Raw genomic sequence first — 22,874 nt, forward strand, 5'->3', positions numbered from 1 at the left:
GAGCGGAAATCAGCCCAACAGACGCTGCGTCATCTCCGACAGGTCGCGGCTGAGGTCCGGCTGGGCGGCGATCCGCTCCAGCTCGCTGCGCATCTTCTCGCGCCGGCCTTCGTCATAGCGCGTCCACGTCTCGAAAGCGGTGGACATGCGCGCGGCGACCTGCGGATTGACCGGATCGAGCTCGAGCAGCCAGTCGGCATAGAAGCGATAGCTCGCCCCGTCCGCGCGGTGGAAGCCCGCGTGATTGCCCGACAGCCCAGCCATCAGCGCGCGGAAGCGGTTCGGCGTCTTCCATGTGAAGAGCGGATCGCCGGTCAGCGCCTCGGCGCGCTCCAGCGCCGTCTCTGGCGGGCAATTGGCCAGCTGGACGAGGAACCACTTGTCCATCACAAGCCGGTCGCCCTGCCAGCGGTCGCGGAATTCGGCCATGGCCGCGGCGTCCTGCCCGGTCTGCACCAGAGCTGCGAGCGCGCCGAGGCTTTCGGTCATGTTCTCGGCCGAGGCGAAAAGCGCCCCCGCCCGTGCCCCGCCGTCGATGCGGTTCAAAAGCCGCAGGACCGCAAGGCGCAGCGCCCGCGGACCGGCCTGCTCGGGATCGGAGCTATAGGGGCCTGTCGCTTCGGTGCTGGTGAAGATTTCGGCCAGAAGCGTCTTATGCGCGCTCGCCAGATCGCGGGCGAGCCCTTCGCGCGCCGCGTAGATCGCCGCGGGATCGGGCGTCTCGCCCTGATCGTAGAGCGCCTGCGCGATGCTGTCCTCGGAGGGCAGGTTCAGGCACAGTGCACGGAAGGCCGGATCGGCGGTCTCGTCGCGCAGGAGCGCCCCGATCGCATCGGAGAAGGACGCGTCGGTTTCCTGTCCCAGCACCCGGCCGATCAGCACTTTCTGGGCCAGCGCGCGGCCGGCTTCCCAGCGGTTGAACGGGTCGCGGTCGTGGGTCAGCAGGAAGGCCAGCTCGGACGTGTCGACGTCGCGCTCCAGCCGCACGGGGGCGGAAAAGTCGCGCAGCATCGAGGGCACGGGGCGCGTCGCGAGCCCGTCGAATGTGAAGCTCTGTTTCGCCTCGGTCATCTCCAGCACGGTGGAGGGCAGGACCTCGTCGCCATTCTCGGACAGAAGGCCGACTTCGATCGGGATGTGGCGCGGAAGCTTCTCCGAGTGGCCGGGAGTGGGGCGCGTTTCCTGTTCGAATTCAAGCGTGTACGTGCCGTCCTTGAAGCTGTCGCGCACCCGCAGGGTCGGCGTGCCCGCATCGGTATACCAGCGCTTGAACTGGCTCAGATCGCGGCCCGAGCTGTCCTCGAAGACCTTCAGCCAGTCTTCGATCGTGCAGGCCTGCCCGTCATGGCGCTCGAAATAGAGATCCAGCGCGGCGCGGTAGCCCTCTGCGCCCAGCAAGCGGTGCAGCATGCCCACGATCTCGGCGCCCTTCTCATAGACGGTCGCGGTGTAGAAGTTGTTGATCTCGCGGTAATGATCGGGGCGCGGTGGGTGCGAGAGCGGGCCGCGATCCTCGCGGAACTGTCGTCCGCGCAGCGAGAGGACATCGTCGATCCGCTTCGTCGCATGGCCGCGCATGTCGCCGGTGAACTGCTGGTCGCGATAGACTGTCAGCCCCTCTTTCAGGCACAGCTGGAACCAGTCGCGACAGGTGATCCGGTTGCCGGTCCAGTTGTGGAAATACTCATGGGCGATGATACCCTCGATACGCTCGTAATCGGCGTCTGTCGCGGTCTCGGGCGAGGCGAGAACCCATTTGGAGTTGAAAATGTTCAACCCCTTGTTCTCCATCGCGCCCTTATTGAAGTCATCGACGGCAACGATGTTGAAAATGTCCAAGTCGTATTCGCGCCCATAGGCCTCTTCGTCCCAGCGCATCGAGCTGTGGAGCGCCTGCAGGGCGAAGTCGCAGCGGTCCTCGTCGCCCGGACGGACCCAGATATTCGTCGCGACCTTGCGGCCCGACATCGTGGTGAATGTGCCCGAATGCGCGCGCAGGTCGCCCGCGACCAGCGCGAAGAGATAGGCGGGCTTGGGCCACGGATCGACCCATTCGGCATAGCCCTCGCGGCTCTCGACGAGATCGCCATTCGCCAGCAGCACCGGCTGGTCGCCGGTGATCGTGACGTGGAAGCGCGCCATCACATCGGGGCGGTCCGGGTAGTAGGTGATCTTGCGGAAGCCCTCGGCCTCGCATTGCGTGCAATACATGCCGTTGGACATATAAAGCCCTTCGAGCGCGGTATTCTTCGACGGTGCGATCCGCGTGACGGTTTCCAGCGTGAAGGGCTGCGAGGGCAGAACGTTCGCCGGGATCGTCAGGCCTGTCTTTGTCAGTTCATAGTCGTCCGGCGTCAGCGCCCGCCCGTCCACTGCAACCGAGACAAGCTCCAGATCTTCGCCATCGAGTTCCAGCGCGGCCGCCTCCTGCCGGGGCGAAAAGGTGAGGCGCGCGCGCACTTCGGTCGCGTCCGGGTCGAGCGTGAAATCAAGCCGCACGGTCTCGAGGGTGAAGGGGTAGGGGCGGTAGTCGCTCAGGCGCTTGGCAGGGGCGTCGGCAGCCGTCAGTTCAGCGGACATTCTAACGATATTCCTAATTAACTTCGGGTTATGTCAGGTGGCGCGCGCCCGTGCGAAAGCAAGTTCGCCTTTGCGTGAGCAGCACCTCTGATGTTCGGCGGGCGCGACCCGGTCTTGGCGTCGCTGTCCCGCAGCTGGCGGAACAGTATCTGCCCCGCTCGGGGTTTTCAAAGCGGTTTCGCGGACCGCTCTGAGAGACGCGTGGCAGGCCGGGAGAACCTGAAGGGGGTGGGTTGCGTTACCTAAGGTGAACGGGGCCTGTCCACCACGCAAGCGCCCGAGACCACCGGCGTCGGTACTGCTGAAAGAAATGGCGCGGCGACCGAGGCCGACCCGATCCAGCAGTGAGCTCGGTCGGGTCGCGCGCGGCTGCATCGCTCCCGTTTCCGTGAGCCGCTGGCCTTTTTACGCCCTTTCACCGTCTTAGCGTCTTCCCGCCCGCGACAGGCAATCCGCTGGACATTCACGCTCAGCGGTTTCATCTAGTACGCGTCTAAGAAAACCGGGAGGGCACAATGGCACAGCGGGTCGCACGTAACGAACTGCAGGTGGCGGTCGAACTGGCCGCCTTCATCGAGGATCAGGCTTTGCCGGGGACCGGCGTCGCGCCGGAGCGCTTCTGGGAGGGGCTGTCGGACCTGCTGCATACGCAGGGACAGAAGAACCGTGCGCTGCTGGAGACGCGCGAGGCGATCCAGTCCAAGCTCGACGACTGGCATGCGCATCACCGCGCCGAAGGCTTTGATTTCGAAGACTATAAATCCTTCCTGAAAGAGATCGGCTACCTCCTGCCCGAAGGCGACGACTTCAAAATCGAGACGCCGGAGACCGATCCCGAATTCGCCACCGTCTGCGGTCCGCAGCTCGTCGTGCCTATCACCAATGCGCGCTATGCGCTCAACGCCGCGAATGCGCGCTGGGGCAGCCTGTACGATGCGCTCTACGGCACCGATGCGCTTGGCGATCGGCCGCAGGGCAAGGGCTATGACCCCGAGCGCGGCGCGCGCGTGATCGAGCGCGCGAAGGCATTTCTCGACGAGGCGGTGCCGCTTGCAGGCGGCAGCTGGACCGGTGTGACCGCGCTGCGCGTAGAGAACGGCGTCTTCTTCGTCGAGAACGCGGTGGGCGAAACGGGGCTGGCCGATCCGGCGCAGTTCCTCGGGTTCAACATTTCCGACGAGGGCGCGCTGTCGGAGGTTCTGCTGGAAAATAACGGGCTGCATCTCGTGATCGAGATCGACCCGACCACCGAGGTCGGTCAGGCCGATCCTGCCGATATCGCCGATGTCATCCTCGAGGCCGCGATCAGCACGATCATGGATTGCGAGGACTCGGTTGCCTGTGTCGATGCCGAGGACAAGGTTCAGGCCTATGGTAACTGGCTGGGTCTGATGAAGGGCGATCTGCGCGAAAACGTCGTGAAGAACGGCGAGAAGACGGTCCGGCGGCTTGAAGGCGATTACCAGTTCACCGGCGGCGGTGGCGAGAAGATCACGCTGAAGGGCCGTTCGCTGATGTTGGTGCGCAATGTCGGCCACCTGATGACCACGCCCGCAATCCTGACCCGCGACGGCGAAGAGGCCTTCGAGGGGCTGATGGACGCGATGGTCACCACGCTTTGTGCGATGCATGACCTGAAGAAGACCGAAGGTCCGCGAAACTCGGTTACCGGCTCAGTCTATGTGGTGAAGCCGAAGATGCACGGCCCCGAAGAGGTCGCCTTCGCGACCGAGATCTTCGACAAGGTCGAAGAGGTTCTGGGCCTGCCGCGTTACACGGTGAAGCTGGGCATCATGGACGAGGAGCGCCGCACCTCGGTCAATCTCAAGGAATGCATCCGCGCCGCGAAGAACCGCGTGGCCTTCATCAACACGGGCTTCCTCGACCGCACGGGCGACGAGATCTACACCTCGATGCAGGCCGGTCCGATGCTCGCCAAGGGCGAGATGAAGGGCCAGCCGTGGATCGAAGCCTATGAGGATCGCAACGTCGATATCGGGCTGGCCTGCGGGCTGGCGGGCAAGGCGCAGATCGGCAAAGGCATGTGGGCGATGCCCGACCGGATGGCCGATATGCTCGAGGCCAAGGTCAACCATCCGCTGGCGGGCGCGAACTGCGCCTGGGTGCCGTCGCCGACGGCGGCCACGCTGCATGCCACGCATTACCACAAGGTCGATGTGAAGCGCCGCCAGCAGGAGATCGCCGCGATGAACCGCCCGGCGCGGCTCGACGATCTGCTGACGATCCCGCTCGCACGGGGCAAGAACTACTCGGAAGAGGAAATCCGCACCGAGATCGAGAACAACGCGCAGGGCATCCTCGGCTATGTCGTGCGCTGGGTCGATCAGGGTGTCGGCTGCTCGAAGGTGCCCGACATCCACGACGTGGGCCTGATGGAAGACCGCGCGACCTGCCGGATTTCCAGCCAGGCGATCGCGAACTGGCTCGAACATGGGCTGGTCAGCGAGGGTCAGGTGATGGAGGCGCTGCGCAAAATGGCCAAGGTCGTCGACCGCCAGAACGAGGGCGACCCGAACTACCGCCCGATGGCGCCTGGCTATGACGGCTTCGCCTTCCAGGCGGCGTGCGATCTGTGCTTCCTGGGCACGGTCCAGCCCTCGGGATATACGGAACCGGTGCTGCATCAGCGCCGCCTGCAAGTGAAGGAGGAACGCGCATGATCACGCTGGAACAAGCGCAGAAGATGATCGACACCGCGCTCGCGCAAGGTGTGGAAGACGAACTGAAACCGCTCTCGGCGATCGTGCTGGATGCGGGCGGTCACCCGCTGGCTTTCGCGCGCGCCGACGGCGCCGCGCCGGGTCGGTTCGAGATCGCGCGCGCCAAGGCTTACGGCGCGGTGATGCTGGGCATGGGCGGCAAGGCGCAGATGGCGCGGGCCGAGGCGCAGGCCTATTTCATGGCCGCGGTGAATGGCATCTATGACGGCAAGACCTGTCCGGTGCCCGGCGGCGTGCTGATCCGCGACGAGAGCGGCGCTGTGATCGGCGCGATGGGCGTCACCGGCGATACCTCGGACAATGATGCGAAAGTGGCCGTGGCTGGGATCGAGGCTGCGGGCTTTACTGCCGAGGACTGAGCCTCTCGCAAGGTTCGATTTCGGGCGGTCCGGCAGGCGATGCCGGGCCGCCCGCGTCGTCTCTGCTCCCGCTTGGCCCCCGCTCGGGCCATTGACGCGCCCGGCTCGCTCTGGCAGGGGAGAGCGCAAATAAGGACAATGAGAATGCACCTGTTTTCCGACATCCGCGCCGCGGTGATTGCGGCACTCGATCAGATGGTTTCCGAGGGCGCGCTGCCCGAGGGGCTGGACTACGCAAACGTCGCGGTGGAGCCGCCGCGCGATCCGCTGCATGGCGACATGGCGACCAACGCCGCGATGGTGCTGGCCAAGCCCGCCAAATCGAAGCCGCGCGACATCGCCGAGACGCTGGCGGGCAAGCTGGCCGCAGATGACCGGATCGTCAGCGCCGATGTGGCCGGTCCCGGCTTCATCAACCTGCGCCTCGATCCGAAAGTTTGGGCGGATGTGACCCACTCCGTGCTCAAAGAGGGCGCGGATTACGGGCGTTCCGATCTGGGCAAGGGTGTGAAGGTCAACGTGGAATATGTCTCCGCGAACCCCACCGGCCCGATGCATGTGGGCCATACGCGTGGCGCCGTGTTCGGCGATGCGCTGGCGAGCCTGCTGGATTTCGCGGGTTATGACGTCACGCGGGAATATTACATCAACGATGGCGGTGCGCAGGTCGATGTGCTCGCCCGCTCCGCCTATGAACGCTATCGCGAAGCCTGTGGCCTCGAGCCGGAAATCCGCGAGGGGCTCTACCCCGGCGATTACCTGATCCCGGTCGGCGAGGCGATCAAGGCGAAGTATGGCGAGAGCCTGCTCGACAAGCCCGAGGAAGACTGGCTCGAAGATATCCGCGAATTCGCGACCGAGCAGATGATGGAGATGATCCGCGGGGATCTCGCCTGTCTCGGCGTGAAGATGGATGTGTTCTCCTCCGAGAAGTCGCTCTACGGCACCGGCCAGATCGAAGCGGCGCTGAAGCGGCTCGAGGATCTGGGGCTGATCTACGAAGGCGTGCTCGACCCGCCGAAGGGCAAGCTGCCCGAGGATTGGGAGGAGCGCGAGCAGACCCTGTTCCGCTCGACTGAATATGGCGATGACGTGGACCGCCCGGTGAAGAAGTCGGATGGTTCCTGGACCTATTTCGCGCCCGATATCGCCTATCACTGGACCAAGATCGACCGTGGTTACGATCTGCTGATCGACGTCTTCGGCGCCGACCATGGCGGCTATGTGAAGCGGATGAAGGCAGCGGTGGCCGCTCTGTCGGATCGCAAGGTGACGCTCGACATCAAGCTGATCCAGCTGGTGAAGCTGTTCAAGAATGGCGAGCCCTTCAAGATGTCGAAGCGCGCGGGCACTTTCGTCACGCTGCGCGACGTGGTGGAGCAGGCGGGCGCGGATGTGACCCGTTTCCACATGCTCACCCGCAAGAACGACGCGCCGCTGGATTTCGATTTCGACAAGGTGCTGGAGCAGTCGAAGGACAACCCGGTCTTCTACGTGCAATATGCCCATGCCCGGGTCTGCTCGGTGCTGCGCAAGGCGGCGGAGGCTGGCTGGGACATGTCGGATGCGCGTCTGGCTGAGGTCGATCTGTCCGGCGAGTGGCATCCGTCCGAGCTGGAACTGGTCAAGAAGATCGCCGAATGGCCGCGTCTTCTGGAGATCGCGGCGCGCGCGAACGAGCCGCACCGGGTGGCTTTCTACCTCTACGATCTTGCCTCGGACCTGCACAGCCTGTGGAACCGTGGCAATGACGAGCCGGCCCTGCGCTTCCTGCAGGATGGCAACGAGGCCGCATCGGCGGCGAAAATCGCCCTTGCCCGTGCCAGCGCCGTTGTCATTTCCGCCGGTCTTGGTATTCTTGGCGTGACCCCGGCTGAAGAGATGCGATAAACGCACGCCGCCGGGAACAGGCAAATTCCGGGTCAACCGGGCAAGGCCGGGCAACCGGCGGCGAGGCGACGAGCATGACGACCTACGACTACCGCGAGAGTGGGGGTTACGGGCATGAACACCCGCAGCCCCATTACGCGCATCCCGAAGATCCCGCTCCTGAACGTGCGCCACGCGTCGTGTCGCGCTGGGTCAATGTGGCCGGCGCGCTGACATCGGTCGCGATGATCGCGGGTCTGGTGGTCTGGGGCTACAAGCTGGCGATGCGCGACCTCAACGGCGTGCCGGTGATCCGCGCGATGGACGGGCCGGCCCGGATCGCGCCCGAGGACCCGGGCGGCGAACTTGCGCGCCATACCGGTCTGGCCGTGAACGACGTCGCTGGCACGGGGCAGGCGGCGCCTGCGCCCGAGAAAGTGACTCTCGCGCCCAGCCCGGAGGGCTTCACCGACGATGACAAGCCGATGGGCGAGTTGGCGGCAGAGGCGAAAGTGGCAGGCGATGAGGCCAACCCTGCGTCCAATCCGGCCGTAGAGGCCGCAATCGCCGCGCTCGAGCCTGCTGCGCTCAATGCCGATCCCTCTCAGGTGCAAGACGCGCCCGACATTCCCGTGAAGCCCGCGCTCATGAGCCCGGCCATGCCCGAGACACGCCCCGATGCGGTCGAGCAGGAGGCCGCACCCGAGAGCGACGCGGTCAGTGGCGTGATCCCGGCCTCAGTGCCGGGCGTCTCGCGCTCGCCGCGCCCGCAGACCAAGCCGATGCGCGATCAGCTTCTGGCGGCGGCGCTGGAGCAGGCGGTGACGAAGCAGATGTCCTCCGGTCAGGCCGAGGCGGGCGTTGTTGACATCAATCCTGCGGATCTGGCGGCGGGCACGCGCCTCGTGCAGCTTGGCGCCTTCGACACCGAGGCCGCGGCCAAGGGCGAATGGGACCGCATCGCCAAGCGCTTCGACGCGCTGATGTCCGGCAAGAAGCGCGTGGTTCAGAAGGCCAGCTCCGGTGGGCGCGATTTCTATCGCCTGCGCGTCGCGGGCTTTGACGACGTGACCGAAGCGCGCCAGTTCTGCGCCGCCCTCGTGGCCGAGCGGCAGAACTGCATCCCGACGCAGGCGCGCTGATGGGCGTCGCCGCGATCTTCGGCTGCGAGGGGACCGAGCTCTCCGCGCGCGAACGCGACTTCTTCCGCGAGGCCGACCCGTGGGGCTTCATCCTGTTCTCGCGCAATATCGACACACCCGAGCAGGTCGCCCGGCTGACCGATGCGCTGCGCGGGGCCGTGGGGCGCGATGCGCCGGTGCTGATCGATCAGGAAGGCGGTCGGGTGCAGCGGATGCGCGGTCCGCAATGGCGCGAATGGCTGCCGCCGCTGGAGCAGGCGAAGCGGGCAGGGGATGCGGCTCCGCGCTCGTTCTGGCTGCGCTCGCGGATCATGGCCGAGGAACTGCGTGCGGTCGGCATCGACGTGAACTGCGCGCCCACCTGCGATATCGCGGGGCATCTGACGCATCCGTTCCTGCAAAACCGCTGTCTGGGCAAGGATGCGGCCACCGTGATCGCCAATGCTCGCGCCACCGCCGACGGACTGCTTGCGGGCGGTGTTCTCCCAGTCATCAAGCATATCCCCGGCCACGGCCGGGCGATTTCCGACAGCCACAAGGATTTGCCGGTGGTCGAGGCCTCCAAGGCCGACCTGATCGCGAGCGATTTCGCGCCCTTCAAGGCGCTGAACGATTTGCCGCTGGGGATGACCGCCCATATCCGCTTCACCGCGCTCGATGACGCCCCCGCGACGCAGAGCGCGAAGATCATCAAGATCATCCGTGAGGAGATCGGTTTCGACGGGCTCCTGATGAGCGACGATATCGGGATGGAGGCGCTGGCGGGCGGCTTCGGGACACGCACGGCTGCCGCTCTGGCTGCTGGCTGCGATCTGGTGCTCCATTGCAAGGGCGACATGCCCGCGATGGAAGAGGTGGCGATGGCCGCCCCGGCGATGAGCGAGGCGGCAAAGGCCCGCGCCGAGGCCGCGCTGGACCGGCGCTTGCCGCCCGAGACAGTTGACATGGCCGCGCTCGATGCCGAACTTGAGGCACTCTTGAGCGGCGGCATGGATGAGTGACACCGAAAATCTGTTCGACTCGCAAACGGTAGCGGATCGGCTTCAGGCCGAGGCGCTGATCGTCGATGTCGACGGGTTCGAAGGCCCGCTCGACCTTCTGCTGACGCTTTCGCGCAGCCAGAAAGTCGATCTGCGCAAGATCTCCGTGCTGCAACTGGCCGAGCAATATCTGGCCTTCGTCGACCGCGCGAAGGCGCTGCGCATCGAGTTGGCCGCCGATTACCTCGTAATGGCGGCGTGGCTCGCCTTCCTGAAATCGCGCCTTCTGCTGCCGCCCGACCCGGAGGCAGAAGGCCCCTCGGCGGAAGATCTGGCCGAGCATCTGGCCTTCCAGCTGGAACGCCTGCAGGCGATGCGCGAGGCGGCGGCGCAGTTGATGGCGCGCGACCGGCTGGGGCGCGACACCTTCGCGCGCGGCATCTCGGAAGAGGTCGAGCGCGTCCGCAAGGTCACCTATTCGGCCTCGCTGATGGACCTGATGCAGGCCTATGCGCGCATCCGCACGCGCGATGAATTCCGCCCCTATGCGTTCGATCGCACCAATGTCTTCACGATGGAGGAGGCGCTGGACCGGATGCGCGGGCTGATCGGTTTCGCCGGCGGCTGGTCGGAACTGACCACCTTCCTGCCCGACGGCTGGACCGCCGATCCCAAACGCCGACGCTCGGCCACCGCCGCGACTTTCGCCGCTTCGCTTGAAATGGCCAAGCAGGGCCAGATCGAGCTGCGCCAGAGCGATACGTTCCAACCCATTTCGATCCGGAAGAAGACATGAACGACGAGCCGGAACAGACTGAAGAAAAAGAAGAAACCCTTTTCGCGGCACCGCCTATTGCCGAGCAGGAGCGGATGGTCGAAGCGATCCTTTTCGCCTCTGCCGAACCCGTTCGTATCCGCGAGATGGAAGAGCGGATGCCGCATGGCTGCGACCCCGCCGAGGCGCTCGTGCATCTGCGCAAGCGCTACGAAGGGCGCGGCGTGCGCGTGGTGAAGGTGGGTGACGCCTGGGCCGTGCGCACCGCACCCGATCTCGCCTTCCTGATGCAGAAGGAGACGGTGGAGGAGCGCAAGCTGTCCCGAGCCGCCGTCGAGACGCTCGCGATCATCGCCTATCACCAGCCGGTCACCCGCGCCGAGATCGAAGAGATACGCGGCGTCGCCGTCTCGCGCGGCACGATCGACCAGTTGCTGGAGATGGAATGGATCCGCTTCGGCCGCCGCCGGATGACGCCGGGCCGCCCCGTCACCTTCGTCGTGACCCAGGAATTCCTCGACCAGTTCAGCCTCGAGAGCGCCCGTGACCTGCCGGGCCTCAAGGAGCTTCGCGCCGCAGGCCTGCTGGACTCGCGCCCCCTTCCGGGTGCAGGCTCGGATGACGACGAGGAGGGCGAGGAGGACGAAGCCCAGACCGGCCAGTCCGAGCTGTTCGAGGATTGAGAGGGATCAGATGAACCTCAACCAGATCATCAACATGATCATCCGGATGTTCCTGCGCCGCGGGATCAACTGGGGGATCAACAAGGGCGTCGGCATGGCCTCGAAGCGGAGTGGCAAGGGCAAGAGCGCGGGCCCGATGACGGCGCAGGAGCGCAAGCAAGCCCAGACCGCGCGCGACGCGGTCAAGCGGGCAAGGAAGGCGGCGCGGATAACGCGGCGCATGTGAGCCAATAGAAAAGGGCGCCGCCGGATGGTCCGGGGCACCCTTTCGCATCTTCAGGCATTTCACCCTTACTCGGGCGTCGGCGCATCCCTATGGATCAGCCCCGCCGCGCGCAGGTCTTGCCAGAACTCCGCCGGAATCGGCATGTCCATGGCCGCCGCGTCGTCGATCGCTTCGTCGGGACGTCCAAGCCCCACGACCACCGTCTGCACGACATCCGGCGCTTTCGCGAATTGCAGTGCGGCCGCGAGCAGGTTCACGCCGTGATCGAAGGCGACCTCTCTCAGGCGGTCGCGCTTCTCCATCCGCTCTTTCGCGATGACGCTGTTCTTGTCGCCGTAGTGGTAGCGGTGCAGCCCTGCGAGGAAGCCCGCATTCAGCGCCGAGCCGATGACGAAGCTGTTGCCGTGCTTGCGCGCCGCCGGGAAGACCGTCTCGACCGCGTGGTCATGTTCCACCAGTGAATACTGGCTCGCCATCAGGTGCAGGTCGGGATCGCTGTCTTCCATCGATTTCAGGATCGGTTCGGGCCGGTTCACGCCCATGCCCCAGGCCTTGATTACGCCTTGGTCGCGCAGCTCGCAGAGCGTCGCGAAGCAGCCCTCGACCGCGTTGGGCCACAGCTCCAGCCAGTCCTTCGGGAGCGCGCCGTTATCGGGCGAGAGGTCATGCACGAAAACCACGTCGAGACTGTCGAGCCCGGTGCGCTGCAACGTGTCCTCGATCGAACGCAGCGTGCCATCGCGGCTGTAGTCGTAGACCTCGATATTGGGCGAGGGGGAGTAGGGCATGAGCTGCTGATTGCGATGCTGCGGCCCCGCCTTCAGCAGCCGTCCGACCTTCGAGCTGAGCACGAAGCTCTCGCGCGGTTTGTGATGCAGGAACTGCCCGTAGCGGCGCTCGGCCAGGCCGACCCCGTAATGCGGCGCCACGTCGAAATAGCGGATGCCCGCCTCCCAGGCGGCTTCGAGCGTGTCCGCCGCCTGCCGGTCGGTCGTGACGCGGAACTCGTTTCCAAGGGCGACGCCGCCCATGCCGATCGGGTGGGGGAGTATGTATCTGTCGGACATGGGGTCACCTTCTCTTTCGTTGTGATGGGCCGGATGAGGGCGGGCCTCTCATCGCCCCTGCCGCCGCGCCATGAAGGCCAGCCGCTCGAACAGATGCACGTCCTGCTCGTTCTTCAGAAGCGCGCCGTGCAGCTTCGGCAGCAGGCTCGCGCCTTCGCGTTTGAGGTCTTCGGGGTTCAGATCCTCAGCCAGCAGCAGTTTCAGCCAGTCGAGCACCTCGGAGGTCGAGGGTTTCTTCTTCAGGCCCGGGGTCTCGCGGATCTCGTAGAACTGGCTCAGCGCCTCGGTCAGCAGGCGGTCCTTGATGTCGGGGAAGTGGACGGCGACGATGTCTTTCATCACCTCCGGCTCGGGGAAGCGGATGTAGTGGAAGAAGCAGCGGCGCAGGAAGGCGTCGGGCAGTTCCTTCTCGTTATTCGAGGTGATGATGACGACGGGGCGGTGTTTGGCCCGGATCGTCTCGCCGGTCTCGTAGACGTGGAACTCCATCTTGTCGAGTTCCTGCAGGAGGTCGTTCGGGAACTCGATATCGGCCTTGTCGACCTCGTCGATCAGCAGCACGACCTTCTTGCCCGCCTCGAAGGCCTGCCAGAGCTTGCCCTTGCGGATGTAGTTTCTCACGTCGTTGACGCGTTCGTCGCCCAGCTGGCTGTCGCGCAGCCGGCTAACCGCGTCATATTCGTAGAGCCCCTGCTGCGCCTTGGTGGTGGATTTGATGTTCCACTCGACCATCTCCATCCCGAGGCTCTGCGCCACCTGCCGCGCGAGTTCCGTCTTGCCGGTGCCCGGCTCGCCCTTCACCAGAAGAGGGCGCTCCAGCGCCACGGCGGCGTTGACCGCGACGGTCAGATCGGGCGGGGCGACATAGCTGTCGGTCGATTGAAATTGCACGGGGAACACGCTCCGGTTTCGAGATCGCTGCGCAATGATCTTGCGCAAATCGTTTGCAACCTATCTGCGCCAAAATGCTGCCGCAACCCGGGCGTAAGAATTGATGAGGAAACACGCAGTCCGGACGAATGCGGACGTGACAACACTGTGTTCTTGGGGTATTGCCTCGCCCGAGGAGAGTTGGCCGATGGCGAATGACGATCATGGTGACGCCCCCGGCACGTATGAGAGGGCAGGTATGAGAGCTGAAGTATTCCTTCCGGATGATTATCGTCCGGCCGAGAATGAACCCTTCATGAATGACCGGCAGCTGGAATATTTCCGCAGAAAGCTTCTGGCGTGGAAGGCCGAACTTCTCGAACAATCCGCTGAAACGCTCGAAGGTCTCGCGGAATCCGCGCGCAACGTTCCCGATATTGCCGATCGCGCCTCCGAGGAAACCGATCGTGCGCTGGAACTGCGCACCCGCGACCGTCAGCGCAAGCTGGTCAGCAAGATCGACTCGGCGCTGCGTCGGATCGACAATGGCGAATACGGCTATTGCGAGAAGACCGGGGAGCCGATCTCGCTCAAGCGTCTCGATGCGCGTCCGATCGCGACGATGACGCTGGAAGCGCAGGAAAAACACGAGCGCCGCGAACGGGTGCATCGCGACGACTGATCGCCTGCGCGCACTGCGTGTGGTGATGCACAAAACGCGCGTTGCCTTCGGGCGGGAAGGCGCGCAAAACAATTCGACACCGGCACCGCCAAGGTGCCGGTGTTCGCTTTTGAAGGAGGTCCCATGCTGATCGGGCGCAAGGTTACGGTTCTGGGTGCGGGGATCGCGGGGCTGACGGTGGCGCGGGCTCTGGCGATGCGCGGTGCGGATGTCGAGGTGCTCGAACAGGCCGAGGCGATACGCGAAGTCGGCGCCGGGCTGCAGGTCTCGCCCAACGGGGCCGCGGTGCTGCGCGCCTTGGGTCTGGGTAAGGCGCTGGAGGCGGCGGGGCCGCGCGCCGAGGCGGTGCGCCTCGTCGATGGCGAGACCGGAAGTCAGGTCGCCAAGCTCGATATGGCGCGGCTGCGCCCCGATGCGGATTACCATTTCGTCCATCGCGCCCGGCTGATCGAGTTGCTGGCCGATGGTGCGCGCGAGGCGGGGGTGAAAATCCGCCTGTTGCAGCAGATTGAGCGGGTGGACCTGTCCGGGCCGCATCCGGTGCTGCACACCAAACAGGGCGCCGAGATCGAGACCGACCTTCTGATTGGCGCGGACGGGCTCAATTCCAAGACGCGCGAGGCGCTCAACGGGCGGGTGGCGCCGTTCTTTACCCATCAGGTGGCGTGGCGCGCGCTGGTGCCATGCGACGATGCCGAGCCGAAGATCGCGCAGGTCTTCATGGGCGCGGGCAAGCATCTTGTGAGCTATCCGCTGGGCCGGGGGCTGCGCAATGTCGTGGCCGTCGAGGAGCGGCACCGCTGGGTCGAGGAAAGCTGGGCGCTCGAGGATGATCCGATCAATCTGCGCACCGCCTTCGACGATTTTTGCCCGACCGTGCGCGGTTGGCTCGATCAGGTCGAGAAGGTGAACCTCTGGGGCCTGTTCCGTCACCCGGTGGCCGAGCGCTGGTTCGCGCCCGGTGTCGCGATTCTGGGCGACGCCGCGCATCCGACGCTGCCTTTCCTCGCGCAAGGGGCTGTGATGGCGATGGAGGATGCCTGGGTGCTGGCTGAGGCGCTTGCCAATTACGAGACCGACGACGTGGCCTTCGCCGCCTATCAGGAGGCGCGCTGGGATCGCTGCGATCAGATCGTGACAGCGGCAAACAAGAACGCGCGGAACTATCACCTGTCAGGGGCTCCGCGCACCTTTGGTCATCTCGCATTGCGTGCTGCCTCGCGGTTCACGCCGGAGCGGCTGGTGGGGCGGTTCGACTGGATCTACGGGTATGATGTGACGCAGCAGGCGGGGTAGGGCGGTGGTGCCCGCCTGAGGGAGCGGGGCGACCAGCCCCGGGCCGCGCCCGACCCTCCCCCCGGGAGGGCGCATAGGCGGTGTCAGCGCGGGCACGACCGACCTGCGGGCTTGCGAGATAAAGTGCCAAGCCACAAAGCGCGCCAAGCGCCCACCCGAGGCTCGGGCGCGACCCTCAGCCGCTACAGAGTCGCTGCCTCGGCCCTTTGCTTGCGCTCCGGGCCCTCGCTGGGGCGTCCTTCCACTGAAAGGCCGCTTATCCCGGCTCACCCCATACGGAAATGCTTGGCGAGCTTTAGGCCCTGTCCCTGATAGTTCGAGGCGATGTCCTTGCCGTAAAGCTGGCGCGGCTCCTCGGCCATGCGCTCATAGACGAGACGGCCGACGACTTGCCCGTGCTCGAGCGCGAAGGGGGCCTCGTGACAGCGCACCTCCAGCACCCCGCGCGAGCCGGTGCCGCCGGCCGCGCCATGCCCGAAGCCGGGATCGAAGAAGCCTGCGTAATGGACGCGAAATTCGCCGACCATCGCCAGATAGGGCGCCATTTCGGCGGCGTGATCGGGCGGGATCGTCACGGCCTCGCGGCTCACGAGAATATAGAACGCGCCGGGATCGAGGATGATGCGGCCATCGGAGGCGCGCACCTCTTCCCAGAAATCGCGGGCCGGGTAATGGCCGATCTTGTCGATGTCGATCACCCCGGTATGGGGTTTGGCGCGGTAGCCCACCAGATCACCCTCGGCGGGCTTCAGATCGACCGAGAAGCCCAGACCCTCGTCGATCACCGCGGGGCCATCCACGAGCGGCTCCTGCTGGTGCAGGATCTTCAGCTCGGCATCGCTGAGCGCCGCCTGACCGGCGCGGAAGCGGATCTGGTTAAGCCGCATTCCAGGCCGCACCAGAACCGAGAAGCTGCGCGGGCAGATCTCGGCATAGAGCGGGCCGTTATAGCCTTCGGGGATTCGGTCGAACTCGGTGCCGTCATCGGTAATCAGGCGAGTCAGCAGATCGAGCCGCCCGGTGGAGCTTTTGGCATTGGCGACCGCCGTGACGCCCTCGGGCAGCGCGAGGGTCTCCATCAGCGGCACGAGATAAACGCAGCCCTTTTCCAGCACCACGCCGTCATCGGTCAGCGCCATGCGGTGCATCTCGAAGTCATGCAGGCGGTGCGAAACCTTCTGGCCCTTGCCCGCGAGGAACGAGGCGCGCAGCCGATAGGCCACGGTGCCAAGCCGCAGGTCGAGGCTCGCAGGTTGGATCTGTTCGGGGATGATGGCTGGCTCGGCGGCGATCTCACCGCGCGTGATCATGTCTTGCAGCATCGTGTCGGGTAGCACGCCGATGGTCATCCGATCCCTCCTCCGGATACACGAACGCCCACCCCGATGAAGAGGTGGGCGTTTGTCGAATTGGTCGGGCTGGCGAGATTCGAACTCACGACCTTCCGTCCCCCAGACGGACGCGCTAACCAGGCTGCGCCACAGCCCGACGAGGGGGATATAGTGCGAACCGGGCGGCGGGTGCAAGCAGTTAGTGAGAGAAATTTCACGCCAATTCGTCCGGGGTTAAGATCACTCATTCCGCCTGCGCGGAGCCATGCTGTGCGAGCCGCACCTGAAGGGCCTGCGCACGCAGGCGCAACATGCGCAGATCGCCGCGATCGGCGGGGCTCAGCCGCGCCGGATCGAGCGTGCGCAGCCCATGTAACAGCCGTGCGAGATCGGCCCGTGCAGCGATTTTCGCGGCGCGTTCCTGCGGACCACGATCGATCGTCATCGCCACGACAGGGGCCATCGGCTCCGGTTCGGGTTCGACATCGAGCGCCATCGGGGCCTCTGCGTCTTCATCCCACGCGTCTTCTTCCGGGGATTCGCTGGAGGCGGTCTCCGACTCGTCGAAGAAGGAAGGCTGCGACGGGGCAGGGAAGGGGGTCACCGAGCCACCCTGATGGGCCTCGACGGGGGCGTCCTCGGTGGGGCTGAGATCGAGCAGTTCCTCGGGGCGCTCAGGAAGCGCCTCGGTCTGGGACACGTCTTGAGCTGTATCCTGCGCGCTGTCCTCGAGAGAGGCCGCCTCTTGCGGGGCTTCCTCCTGCGGAGCGATCTCTTCCGGCGCTGCCTCGGTCGACTCGGGCTCGCTCGGGGGCGCGTCCTGCGCGTGAGGCTCCTCTTGCGGGGCCGGGCTGTGCTGGGGCGCGGCAACAGGGGCAATCGGCTCTGGGGCGCTCTGCGTGGCCTCATCGGCCTCGCGCTCATCCTCGACGCTGACCTCGCCACGGGCGGCGACTTCGCGGATGCCTTCCTCGCGCAGCAGCTTCTGCACGCCGCGGATGGTCATGCCTTCGTCATGCAGCAGATGCTTGATGCCGCCCAGAAGCGCCACATCGGCAGGCCGGTAATACCGCCGCCCACCGGCACGCTTGACCGGTTTCACTTGCGTGAACTTGCTCTCCCAGAACCGAAGAACGTGGGTCGGCGTGTCGAGAAGGTCTGAAACCTCAGAGATCGTCCGAAACGCGTCGGCGGATTTACCCATCGGTAGGACCTGTCATTTGTTATCGGGTTACTTCGAGTTGCCCGCCGCCACGCGGTCCTTCATCAGATGCGAGGGACGGAAGGACAGCACGCGACGCGGAGAGATCGGAACCTCTTCGCCGGTCTTGGGATTGCGGCCCATGCGCTTGGCTTTCTCGCGCACCGAGAAGGTGCCGAAAGAGCTGATCTTGACCGTCTCCCCCTCCACGAGGGCGTCGGACATATGCTGTAGCACGCTTTCGACGAGCTGCGCCGATTCATTGCGCGACAATCCGACTTCGCGGAACACCGCTTCGCTCAGATCCATGCGCGTCAGGGTCTTCGACATCCTATCCCCCCGGATAAAGAGTTTCGCTAACAGTGACCGACCGTAATTCCCGAGTCAATATCAAGCACTTGGCGGACGGGATTGATGCGCGGGCTCACGCGCGTTTGCGCGGGAATCGCGTAAAACGAATGCAGGGAGGCCGCGCTTACCAGCGCAGGACGACCGAACCCCATGCCAGACCGCCGCCGATCGCCTCGGTGACCAGCACCTGGCCCTCCTTGATCTGGCCGCGTTGCTTGCCGACCGAGAGGGCCAGCGGGATCGACGCCGCGGAGGTGTTGCCGTGGTCCTGAACCGTGACGATCACGCGGTCCATCGGCAGCTGCATCCGTTCGGCCGTGGCCGAGATGATGCGCAGGTTCGCCTGATGCGGCACGATCCAGTCGACGTTCTCGCCGGTCAGTCCGGCCTTATCGAGCGCCTTATGCGCGGTTTCGGCCAGCTTGGTGACGGCGTGTTTGAAGACCGCGTTGCCCTGCATGCGCAGATGGCCCGCCGTGCCGGTGGTGGAGACCCCGCCATCGACATAGAGCAGGTCCTTGTAGCGCCCGTCGGAATGAAGATCAGACGACAGGATGCCGCGATCGTTGGCAGTGCCGGTGCCTTCGGCGGCCTCGAGGACCAGCGCGCCCGCGCCGTCGCCGAAGAGCACGCAGGTGCCCCGGTCGGTCCAGTCCATGATCCGCGAGAAGGTCTCGGCGCCGATGACCAGTACGCGCTCGGCCTGCCCGGAAAGGATCAGCCCGTTCGCATTGGTCAACGCGAAGATGAAGCCTGCGCAGACGGCCTGCACGTCATAGGCAAAGCCCGTGGTCGAGCCCAAGCCCGCCTGAACCATCGTGGCGACGGAGGGGAAAGTGCTGTCGGGCGTGGAGGTCGCGACGACGATCGCGTCGATCTGGTCGACGCTCATATTCGCGTCTTCGAGCGCAGCTTTCGCGGCCTTGATCGCGAGATCGGAGGTATATTCGCCTTCGGCGGCGATATGACGGCGCTCGATCCCGGTACGGCCGCGAATCCATTCATCCGTGGTATCGAGCGTTTTCTCGAACTCGGCGTTCTCGACAACGCGCTCGGGCAGGTAATGGCCTACGCCGCGCACCACGGATCTGATCGTCATTGGCTGCTCTCGCTTTTCTCGGCGGCAGGTGGCGCGCCGGATTTGGTCTCATCCTGCCCCGCGGGAAGGGTGGCAACCCGTGCGGCAAGCTTCGCGCCGAAGCCCGAGCGTGCCAGACGGGCGGCCAGTTCGATCGCGGCGGCGAAGCTGGTGGCATCCGCCGAGCCGTGCGATTTCACGACCGTGCCGTTGAGGCCGAGGAAGACGCCGCCATTGGCGCGGCGCGGATCTGTCTTGTGCCGCAGGCGCTTGAGCGCGCCCATCGCGAAGAGAGCGCCCAGCTTCGACATCACCGAAGAGGTCAGCGCTTCGCGCAGGAGTTCGGCCACGAATTTCGCTGTGCCCTCGCCGGTTTTCAGCGCGACATTGCCGGTGAAGCCGTCGGTCACGATTACGTCGGCGCGCGCGCCGGCCAGCTCATTACCCTCGACGAAACCCGCGAAGTCGAACTGCCCCGCCTCTTGGGCGTTGCTGATCAGCTCATAGGCTTCTTTGAGTTCGGGGCGGCCTTTGTGCTCTTCGGTGCCGATATTCAGCAGGCCGATGCGCGGACGCTCAAGTCCCAGCGCGTTGCGCGCGTAGGAGGTGCCCATCAGAGCATAAGTCAGAAGATCCTCCGCATCGGCTTTCACGTCGGCGCCCATGTCGAGCATGACGTTCCAGCCCGCAGGCCCCCGGGAGGGCCAGAAGGAGGCGATGGCCGGACGGTTCACGCCCGGCATTTTGCGCAGCCGCATCATCGAGATCAGCATCAGCGCCCCGGTATTCCCGCAGGAGACCGCGACATCGGCCTCCTTGTCGCGCACCGATTCGATGGCCGACCACATTGAGGTGTCCTGTCCGTTGCGCAGAACCTGCGCGGGCTTGTCCTCCATCGTGACGGTTCGCTCGGCGTGGCGCAGATCGACACAGTCGCCAAGATCGTGCTTGGCGATCAGCGGTTCGAGCTGCGCGCGCGGGCCGTGGATGATGAAATGCAAATCGGGGTGAGCGCGATGCGCCTTCGCGACGCCGGCGATCGTGGCTTCGGGGCCAAGATCACCACCCATCGCGTCGACGGACAGAACGACAGCGCCGGCATTCGCCGGCGCTTTGCCCTTCTGGGCGGCTCGCATTTCTGCGGCCTTCATCTGCGATCCCGACTGCGGCTGGTCCTGCGTATCTTGCATGACGTGCGGCGCGGGTCGACGGGCTTACGCCGCGTCGTCGTCCAGATCGACCTCTTCGGTCAGAGCGACGACTTCACGGTCGGCGTAGTGACCGCAGGACGGGCAGACGTGGTGCGGGCGCTTGAGTTCGCCGCAGCTGGGGCATTCCGCCGGGTTGCCAGCGGTAAGCGAGTCGTGGGCGCGGCGCATGTTACGGCGCGAACGCGTGACTTTATTCTGAGGGACAGCCATGTCTCAACCTCGGGGTTTCGGGGGCCAGTAGCCCGTGTTTGCGGCGTTACAGCCCTGATTTTCCTTGTGGTTTCGTCACTTGGCCGAAAGCGTCTCTCGGGGTGCGAAGCCAAACGTCGAATGAGGCCGGGAACATACTCGGATTCTTTTTCCGTGCAAGCCTTTTTTCCGGCCTTTTTTCAAGCGGTTTCGGGCGGTGCGAAACCGCGTCTGCCACTATGCGTCGCCCTTACCGTTTTCGCCCTTGGCAAGCAAGTCGCGCAGATTGGCAAATGGCTTCATCTGCTCGTCGCTGAGCGGCTCGGCGCCCGGCTCGGTCACCTGCGCACCTTCCAGTTCCGCGTCTGCTGCACGCGGATAAAGCGGCAGGGCCAGCTCCATCGCCTCGAGCGCGACCACGCCGAGATTTACCGTCGTGGGCAGCGGTTCGGCGGTGTCATCCTCGGGCATCTCGACCTCTTCGGAGGTCGGCATTTCCATATCGGCGAGATAACGCCGCACCACCTCTTCGCGAATATCGGTCGTGACCGGGGCGAGAGTGATCACACAATCCTGAACCACGCGGGCCTCGAGGGTCGCACGCAATTCCCAGTCCGAGCGGCCCTTCGGCGCAAGCTCGCCCTTGAGGCGCAGCGCCTCGACGCCGCGAATATCTGCCCAGTCTGCGATCGCCTTGAGCCGCTCTCCCTTGGCTTCGATGTCGAAGCGCGTGGGTTTGCGGCTGGGCAGATCGGCCAGCCGCATGGGCTCGCTCCAGATCGTCTCGGGGGCGGCGGGCAGGTCGGGATCGACGGGGGTCTGTGTCATGTCCGGCTCCTTGTTTTGGGTCGCTCGGTGTTGTCCTGCGACCCTTTGCATGCGCCCGAGTGCCCAATCGGCGCGCTCTAGCGCTTGAGGGCGGCGCAGTCATGATGTAAGCGTCACTAAAAGCCCGAAGTGTCAGAGGCAATAGGGGGTTGCAGGTGGGGATCGGTTCTATGATGCGCAAGGCCATGCTGTTTATCGCGTTCGGCGTGGTGCTTTTCGCGGGCGCCTGCTCTCCGATTTACCGTAACCACGGCTATGTGCCGATTGACCAAGACCTCGCTCAGATCGAGGTCGGCAAGAGCACGCGTGATGATGTCGCGGCCGCGATCGGGCGGCCCAGCTCGACCGGGCTTTTGGAAGGCTCGGGCTGGTATTACGTCGGTTCGCGTTGGAAAACCGTGACCTGGCACGCCCCTGAGGAAATCAGCCGGGAAGTCGTCGCCGTGTCGTTCAACGACAATGGCGTCGTCACCAATGTCGAACGCTTCGGGCTTGAGAAAGGTCAGGTCGTGACGCTGTCGCGCCGTGTGACCGAGAGCAAGGTCAAGGGCATCGGCTTCCTGCGCCAGCTTATGGGCTCGATCGGTCGTATCAATGCGGGTCAGGTTCTCGGCGACAACTGATCGCGACGGGGCGGCCGATAGCCGGCCGCCGCCATGACCCGCGAGGTCGCATGTCCCTGAGTTTCGCAAAAGGTGCCTATCAGGTCCGCGAGGCACAAAGTCCGGATGACCGCGAGGCGGCGCTGCGCCTGCGCGCCGATGCGTTCCGGGCAGGGGCTTCCGATGCAGACCGCTTCGACCCGCTTTGCCGTCACATCCTGATTTGCGACGATCACGGACCCGCCGCTGCCGCGCGGCTTTTGCTGCTGGAGGGTGGGGCCGCGCTGTCTGAGGGCTATTGCGCACAGTTCTACGATCTTGGGCCGCTGGCCCAATGGGCCGGGCCGATCCTCGAACTGGGCCGCTTCTGCACCCGTCCGGCGCTGCGCGACCCGGACGTGCTGCGTCTGGGCTGGGCTGCGATCACGCGGATTGCCGAGGAAAGCGGGGCCGGGTTGCTGATCGGCTGCTCCTCTTTCACGGGCAGCGACTGGCGGGCGCATCGCGCAGGGCTTGCCCACCTCGCATCCCGCGCTTTGGGGCCCGCTACCTTGCGCCCACGTCCCAAAGCGCCCGAACGCGTGGACTATCCCGCCGCGCTCGCAGGGGAGACGGGCGATGTCAGCGCATTGCCGCCGCTGCTGCGCAGCTATCTCGGCATGGGGGGCTGGGTGTCGGATCACGCGGTGATCGACCGCGACCTCGACACTTGTCACGTTTTCACCGCGCTGGAGATTGCCGCGATCCCTGAGGCGCGGCGGCGCAGCTTGCGGGCGCTGGCACGTTAAGCTGGGCGGCTGTGAGGTTTGAGAG

22 protein-coding genes and 1 tRNA gene are annotated in these 22,874 nt (G+C 65.3%); 12 read left to right on the forward strand and 11 right to left on the reverse strand.

The window, feature by feature from the left end:
- Positions 1–9 precede the first annotated feature (9 nt).
- Positions 10–2,580: an aminopeptidase N gene (gene pepN / locus BMI85_RS15075; RefSeq protein ID WP_078601845.1), complete on the reverse strand. Its 2,571-nt coding sequence runs from the start codon at positions 2,578–2,580 to the stop codon at positions 10–12.
- 515 nt (positions 2,581–3,095) lie between these two features.
- On the opposite strand from pepN, the gene BMI85_RS15080 reads away from it, so the two are divergent.
- From BMI85_RS15080 to BMI85_RS15115, 8 genes are all read left to right on the forward strand, one after another.
- Entirely contained in the window at positions 3,096–5,261 is a 2,166-nt protein-coding gene (locus BMI85_RS15080) for a malate synthase G (RefSeq protein WP_078601846.1), read from the forward strand.
- Positions 5,258–5,680: a heme-binding protein gene (locus BMI85_RS15085; protein ID WP_078547435.1), complete on the forward strand. Its 423-nt coding sequence runs from the start codon at positions 5,258–5,260 to the stop codon at positions 5,678–5,680. The genes BMI85_RS15080 and BMI85_RS15085 overlap by 4 nt, the downstream gene beginning before the upstream one ends.
- Before the next feature lie 144 nt (positions 5,681–5,824).
- Positions 5,825–7,570 carry an arginine--tRNA ligase gene (gene argS / locus BMI85_RS15090; RefSeq protein ID WP_078601847.1) on the forward strand — a complete coding sequence of 582 codons (1,746 nt, stop codon included), beginning with the start codon at positions 5,825–5,827 and terminating at the stop codon, positions 7,568–7,570.
- Positions 7,571–7,644: 74 nt separating this feature from the next.
- Entirely contained in the window at positions 7,645–8,691 is a 1,047-nt protein-coding gene (locus BMI85_RS15095; RefSeq protein ID WP_078601848.1) for an SPOR domain-containing protein, read from the forward strand.
- On the forward strand, positions 8,691–9,692 hold the full coding sequence (gene nagZ, locus BMI85_RS15100; protein ID WP_078601849.1) for a beta-N-acetylhexosaminidase: 1,002 nt from the start codon (positions 8,691–8,693) through the stop codon (positions 9,690–9,692). Before BMI85_RS15095 ends, nagZ begins: the two co-directional genes overlap by 1 nt.
- A complete protein-coding gene (locus tag BMI85_RS15105; RefSeq protein WP_078522820.1) occupies positions 9,685–10,467 on the forward strand; it encodes a ScpA family protein in 783 nt (260 codons plus the stop codon). The genes nagZ and BMI85_RS15105 overlap by 8 nt, the downstream gene beginning before the upstream one ends.
- The gene (gene scpB, locus BMI85_RS15110; protein WP_078522819.1) at positions 10,464–11,129 is read left to right on the forward strand and encodes an SMC-Scp complex subunit ScpB; all 666 of its coding nucleotides are present in this window, start codon (positions 10,464–10,466) and stop codon (positions 11,127–11,129) included. Before BMI85_RS15105 ends, scpB begins: the two co-directional genes overlap by 4 nt.
- A gap of 10 nt (positions 11,130–11,139) precedes the next feature.
- Entirely contained in the window at positions 11,140–11,355 is a 216-nt protein-coding gene (locus tag BMI85_RS15115; protein ID WP_078601850.1) for a hypothetical protein, read from the forward strand.
- A gap of 65 nt (positions 11,356–11,420) precedes the next feature.
- Here BMI85_RS15115 and BMI85_RS15120 read toward each other — a convergent pair whose 3' ends face one another.
- Entirely contained in the window at positions 11,421–12,422 is a 1,002-nt protein-coding gene (locus tag BMI85_RS15120) for an aldo/keto reductase (RefSeq protein WP_078601851.1), read from the reverse strand.
- 48 nt (positions 12,423–12,470) lie between these two features.
- Positions 12,471–13,313 carry a MoxR family ATPase gene (locus BMI85_RS15125; protein ID WP_078601890.1) on the reverse strand — a complete coding sequence of 281 codons (843 nt, stop codon included), beginning with the start codon at positions 13,311–13,313 and terminating at the stop codon, positions 12,471–12,473.
- 238 nt (positions 13,314–13,551) lie between these two features.
- Here BMI85_RS15125 and dksA point away from each other — a divergent pair, with 238 nt between their 5' ends.
- Together dksA and BMI85_RS15135 are read left to right on the forward strand one after the other, a co-directional pair.
- Complete coding sequence (dksA, locus tag BMI85_RS15130; protein WP_078522815.1) at positions 13,552–13,974, forward strand: RNA polymerase-binding protein DksA; 423 nt, start codon at positions 13,552–13,554, stop codon at positions 13,972–13,974.
- A 123-nt stretch (positions 13,975–14,097) separates the two neighbouring features.
- A complete protein-coding gene (locus BMI85_RS15135; protein ID WP_078601852.1) occupies positions 14,098–15,270 on the forward strand; it encodes an FAD-dependent monooxygenase in 1,173 nt (390 codons plus the stop codon).
- Between the two features lie 266 nt (positions 15,271–15,536).
- On the opposite strand, the gene BMI85_RS15140 is transcribed toward BMI85_RS15135, so the two are convergent.
- From BMI85_RS15140 to BMI85_RS15175, 8 genes are all read right to left on the reverse strand, one after another.
- Positions 15,537–16,619 (reverse strand): 2'-deoxycytidine 5'-triphosphate deaminase, encoded by a 1,083-nt coding sequence (locus tag BMI85_RS15140; RefSeq protein WP_078547412.1) that lies wholly within the window; start codon positions 16,617–16,619, stop codon positions 15,537–15,539.
- 61 nt (positions 16,620–16,680) lie between these two features.
- A tRNA-Pro gene (locus BMI85_RS15145) sits at positions 16,681–16,758 on the reverse strand.
- An 87-nt stretch (positions 16,759–16,845) separates the two neighbouring features.
- Positions 16,846–17,805 (reverse strand): MerR family transcriptional regulator, encoded by a 960-nt coding sequence (locus tag BMI85_RS15150; RefSeq protein WP_078542748.1) that lies wholly within the window; start codon positions 17,803–17,805, stop codon positions 16,846–16,848.
- 27 nt (positions 17,806–17,832) lie between these two features.
- Positions 17,833–18,132 carry an integration host factor subunit alpha gene (ihfA, locus tag BMI85_RS15155; protein WP_075775489.1) on the reverse strand — a complete coding sequence of 100 codons (300 nt, stop codon included), beginning with the start codon at positions 18,130–18,132 and terminating at the stop codon, positions 17,833–17,835.
- A 145-nt stretch (positions 18,133–18,277) separates the two neighbouring features.
- On the reverse strand, positions 18,278–19,252 hold the full coding sequence (locus BMI85_RS15160; protein WP_078542750.1) for a beta-ketoacyl-ACP synthase III: 975 nt from the start codon (positions 19,250–19,252) through the stop codon (positions 18,278–18,280).
- A complete protein-coding gene (plsX, locus tag BMI85_RS15165) occupies positions 19,249–20,367 on the reverse strand; it encodes a phosphate acyltransferase PlsX (RefSeq protein ID WP_078601891.1) in 1,119 nt (372 codons plus the stop codon). Before plsX ends, BMI85_RS15160 begins: the two co-directional genes overlap by 4 nt.
- Positions 20,368–20,445: 78 nt before the next feature.
- Entirely contained in the window at positions 20,446–20,652 is a 207-nt protein-coding gene (gene rpmF, locus BMI85_RS15170) for a 50S ribosomal protein L32 (RefSeq protein WP_078522810.1), read from the reverse strand.
- Between the two features lie 216 nt (positions 20,653–20,868).
- On the reverse strand, positions 20,869–21,459 hold the full coding sequence (locus BMI85_RS15175) for a DUF177 domain-containing protein (protein ID WP_078542751.1): 591 nt from the start codon (positions 21,457–21,459) through the stop codon (positions 20,869–20,871).
- 155 nt (positions 21,460–21,614) lie between these two features.
- Between BMI85_RS15175 and bamE the strand changes: the two genes are divergently transcribed.
- Complete coding sequence (gene bamE, locus BMI85_RS15180) at positions 21,615–22,082, forward strand: outer membrane protein assembly factor BamE (protein WP_347430820.1); 468 nt, start codon at positions 21,615–21,617, stop codon at positions 22,080–22,082.
- Positions 22,083–22,132: 50 nt separating this feature from the next.
- Positions 22,133–22,849, forward strand: a complete 717-nt coding sequence (locus BMI85_RS15185; protein ID WP_078601853.1) for a GNAT family N-acyltransferase — start codon at positions 22,133–22,135, stop codon at positions 22,847–22,849.
- The last annotated feature ends 25 nt before the right edge of the window (positions 22,850–22,874 follow it).

Source organism: Thioclava sp. DLFJ4-1 (assembly GCF_002020145.1).
GTDB lineage: Bacteria > Pseudomonadota > Alphaproteobacteria > Rhodobacterales > Rhodobacteraceae > Thioclava > Thioclava sediminum.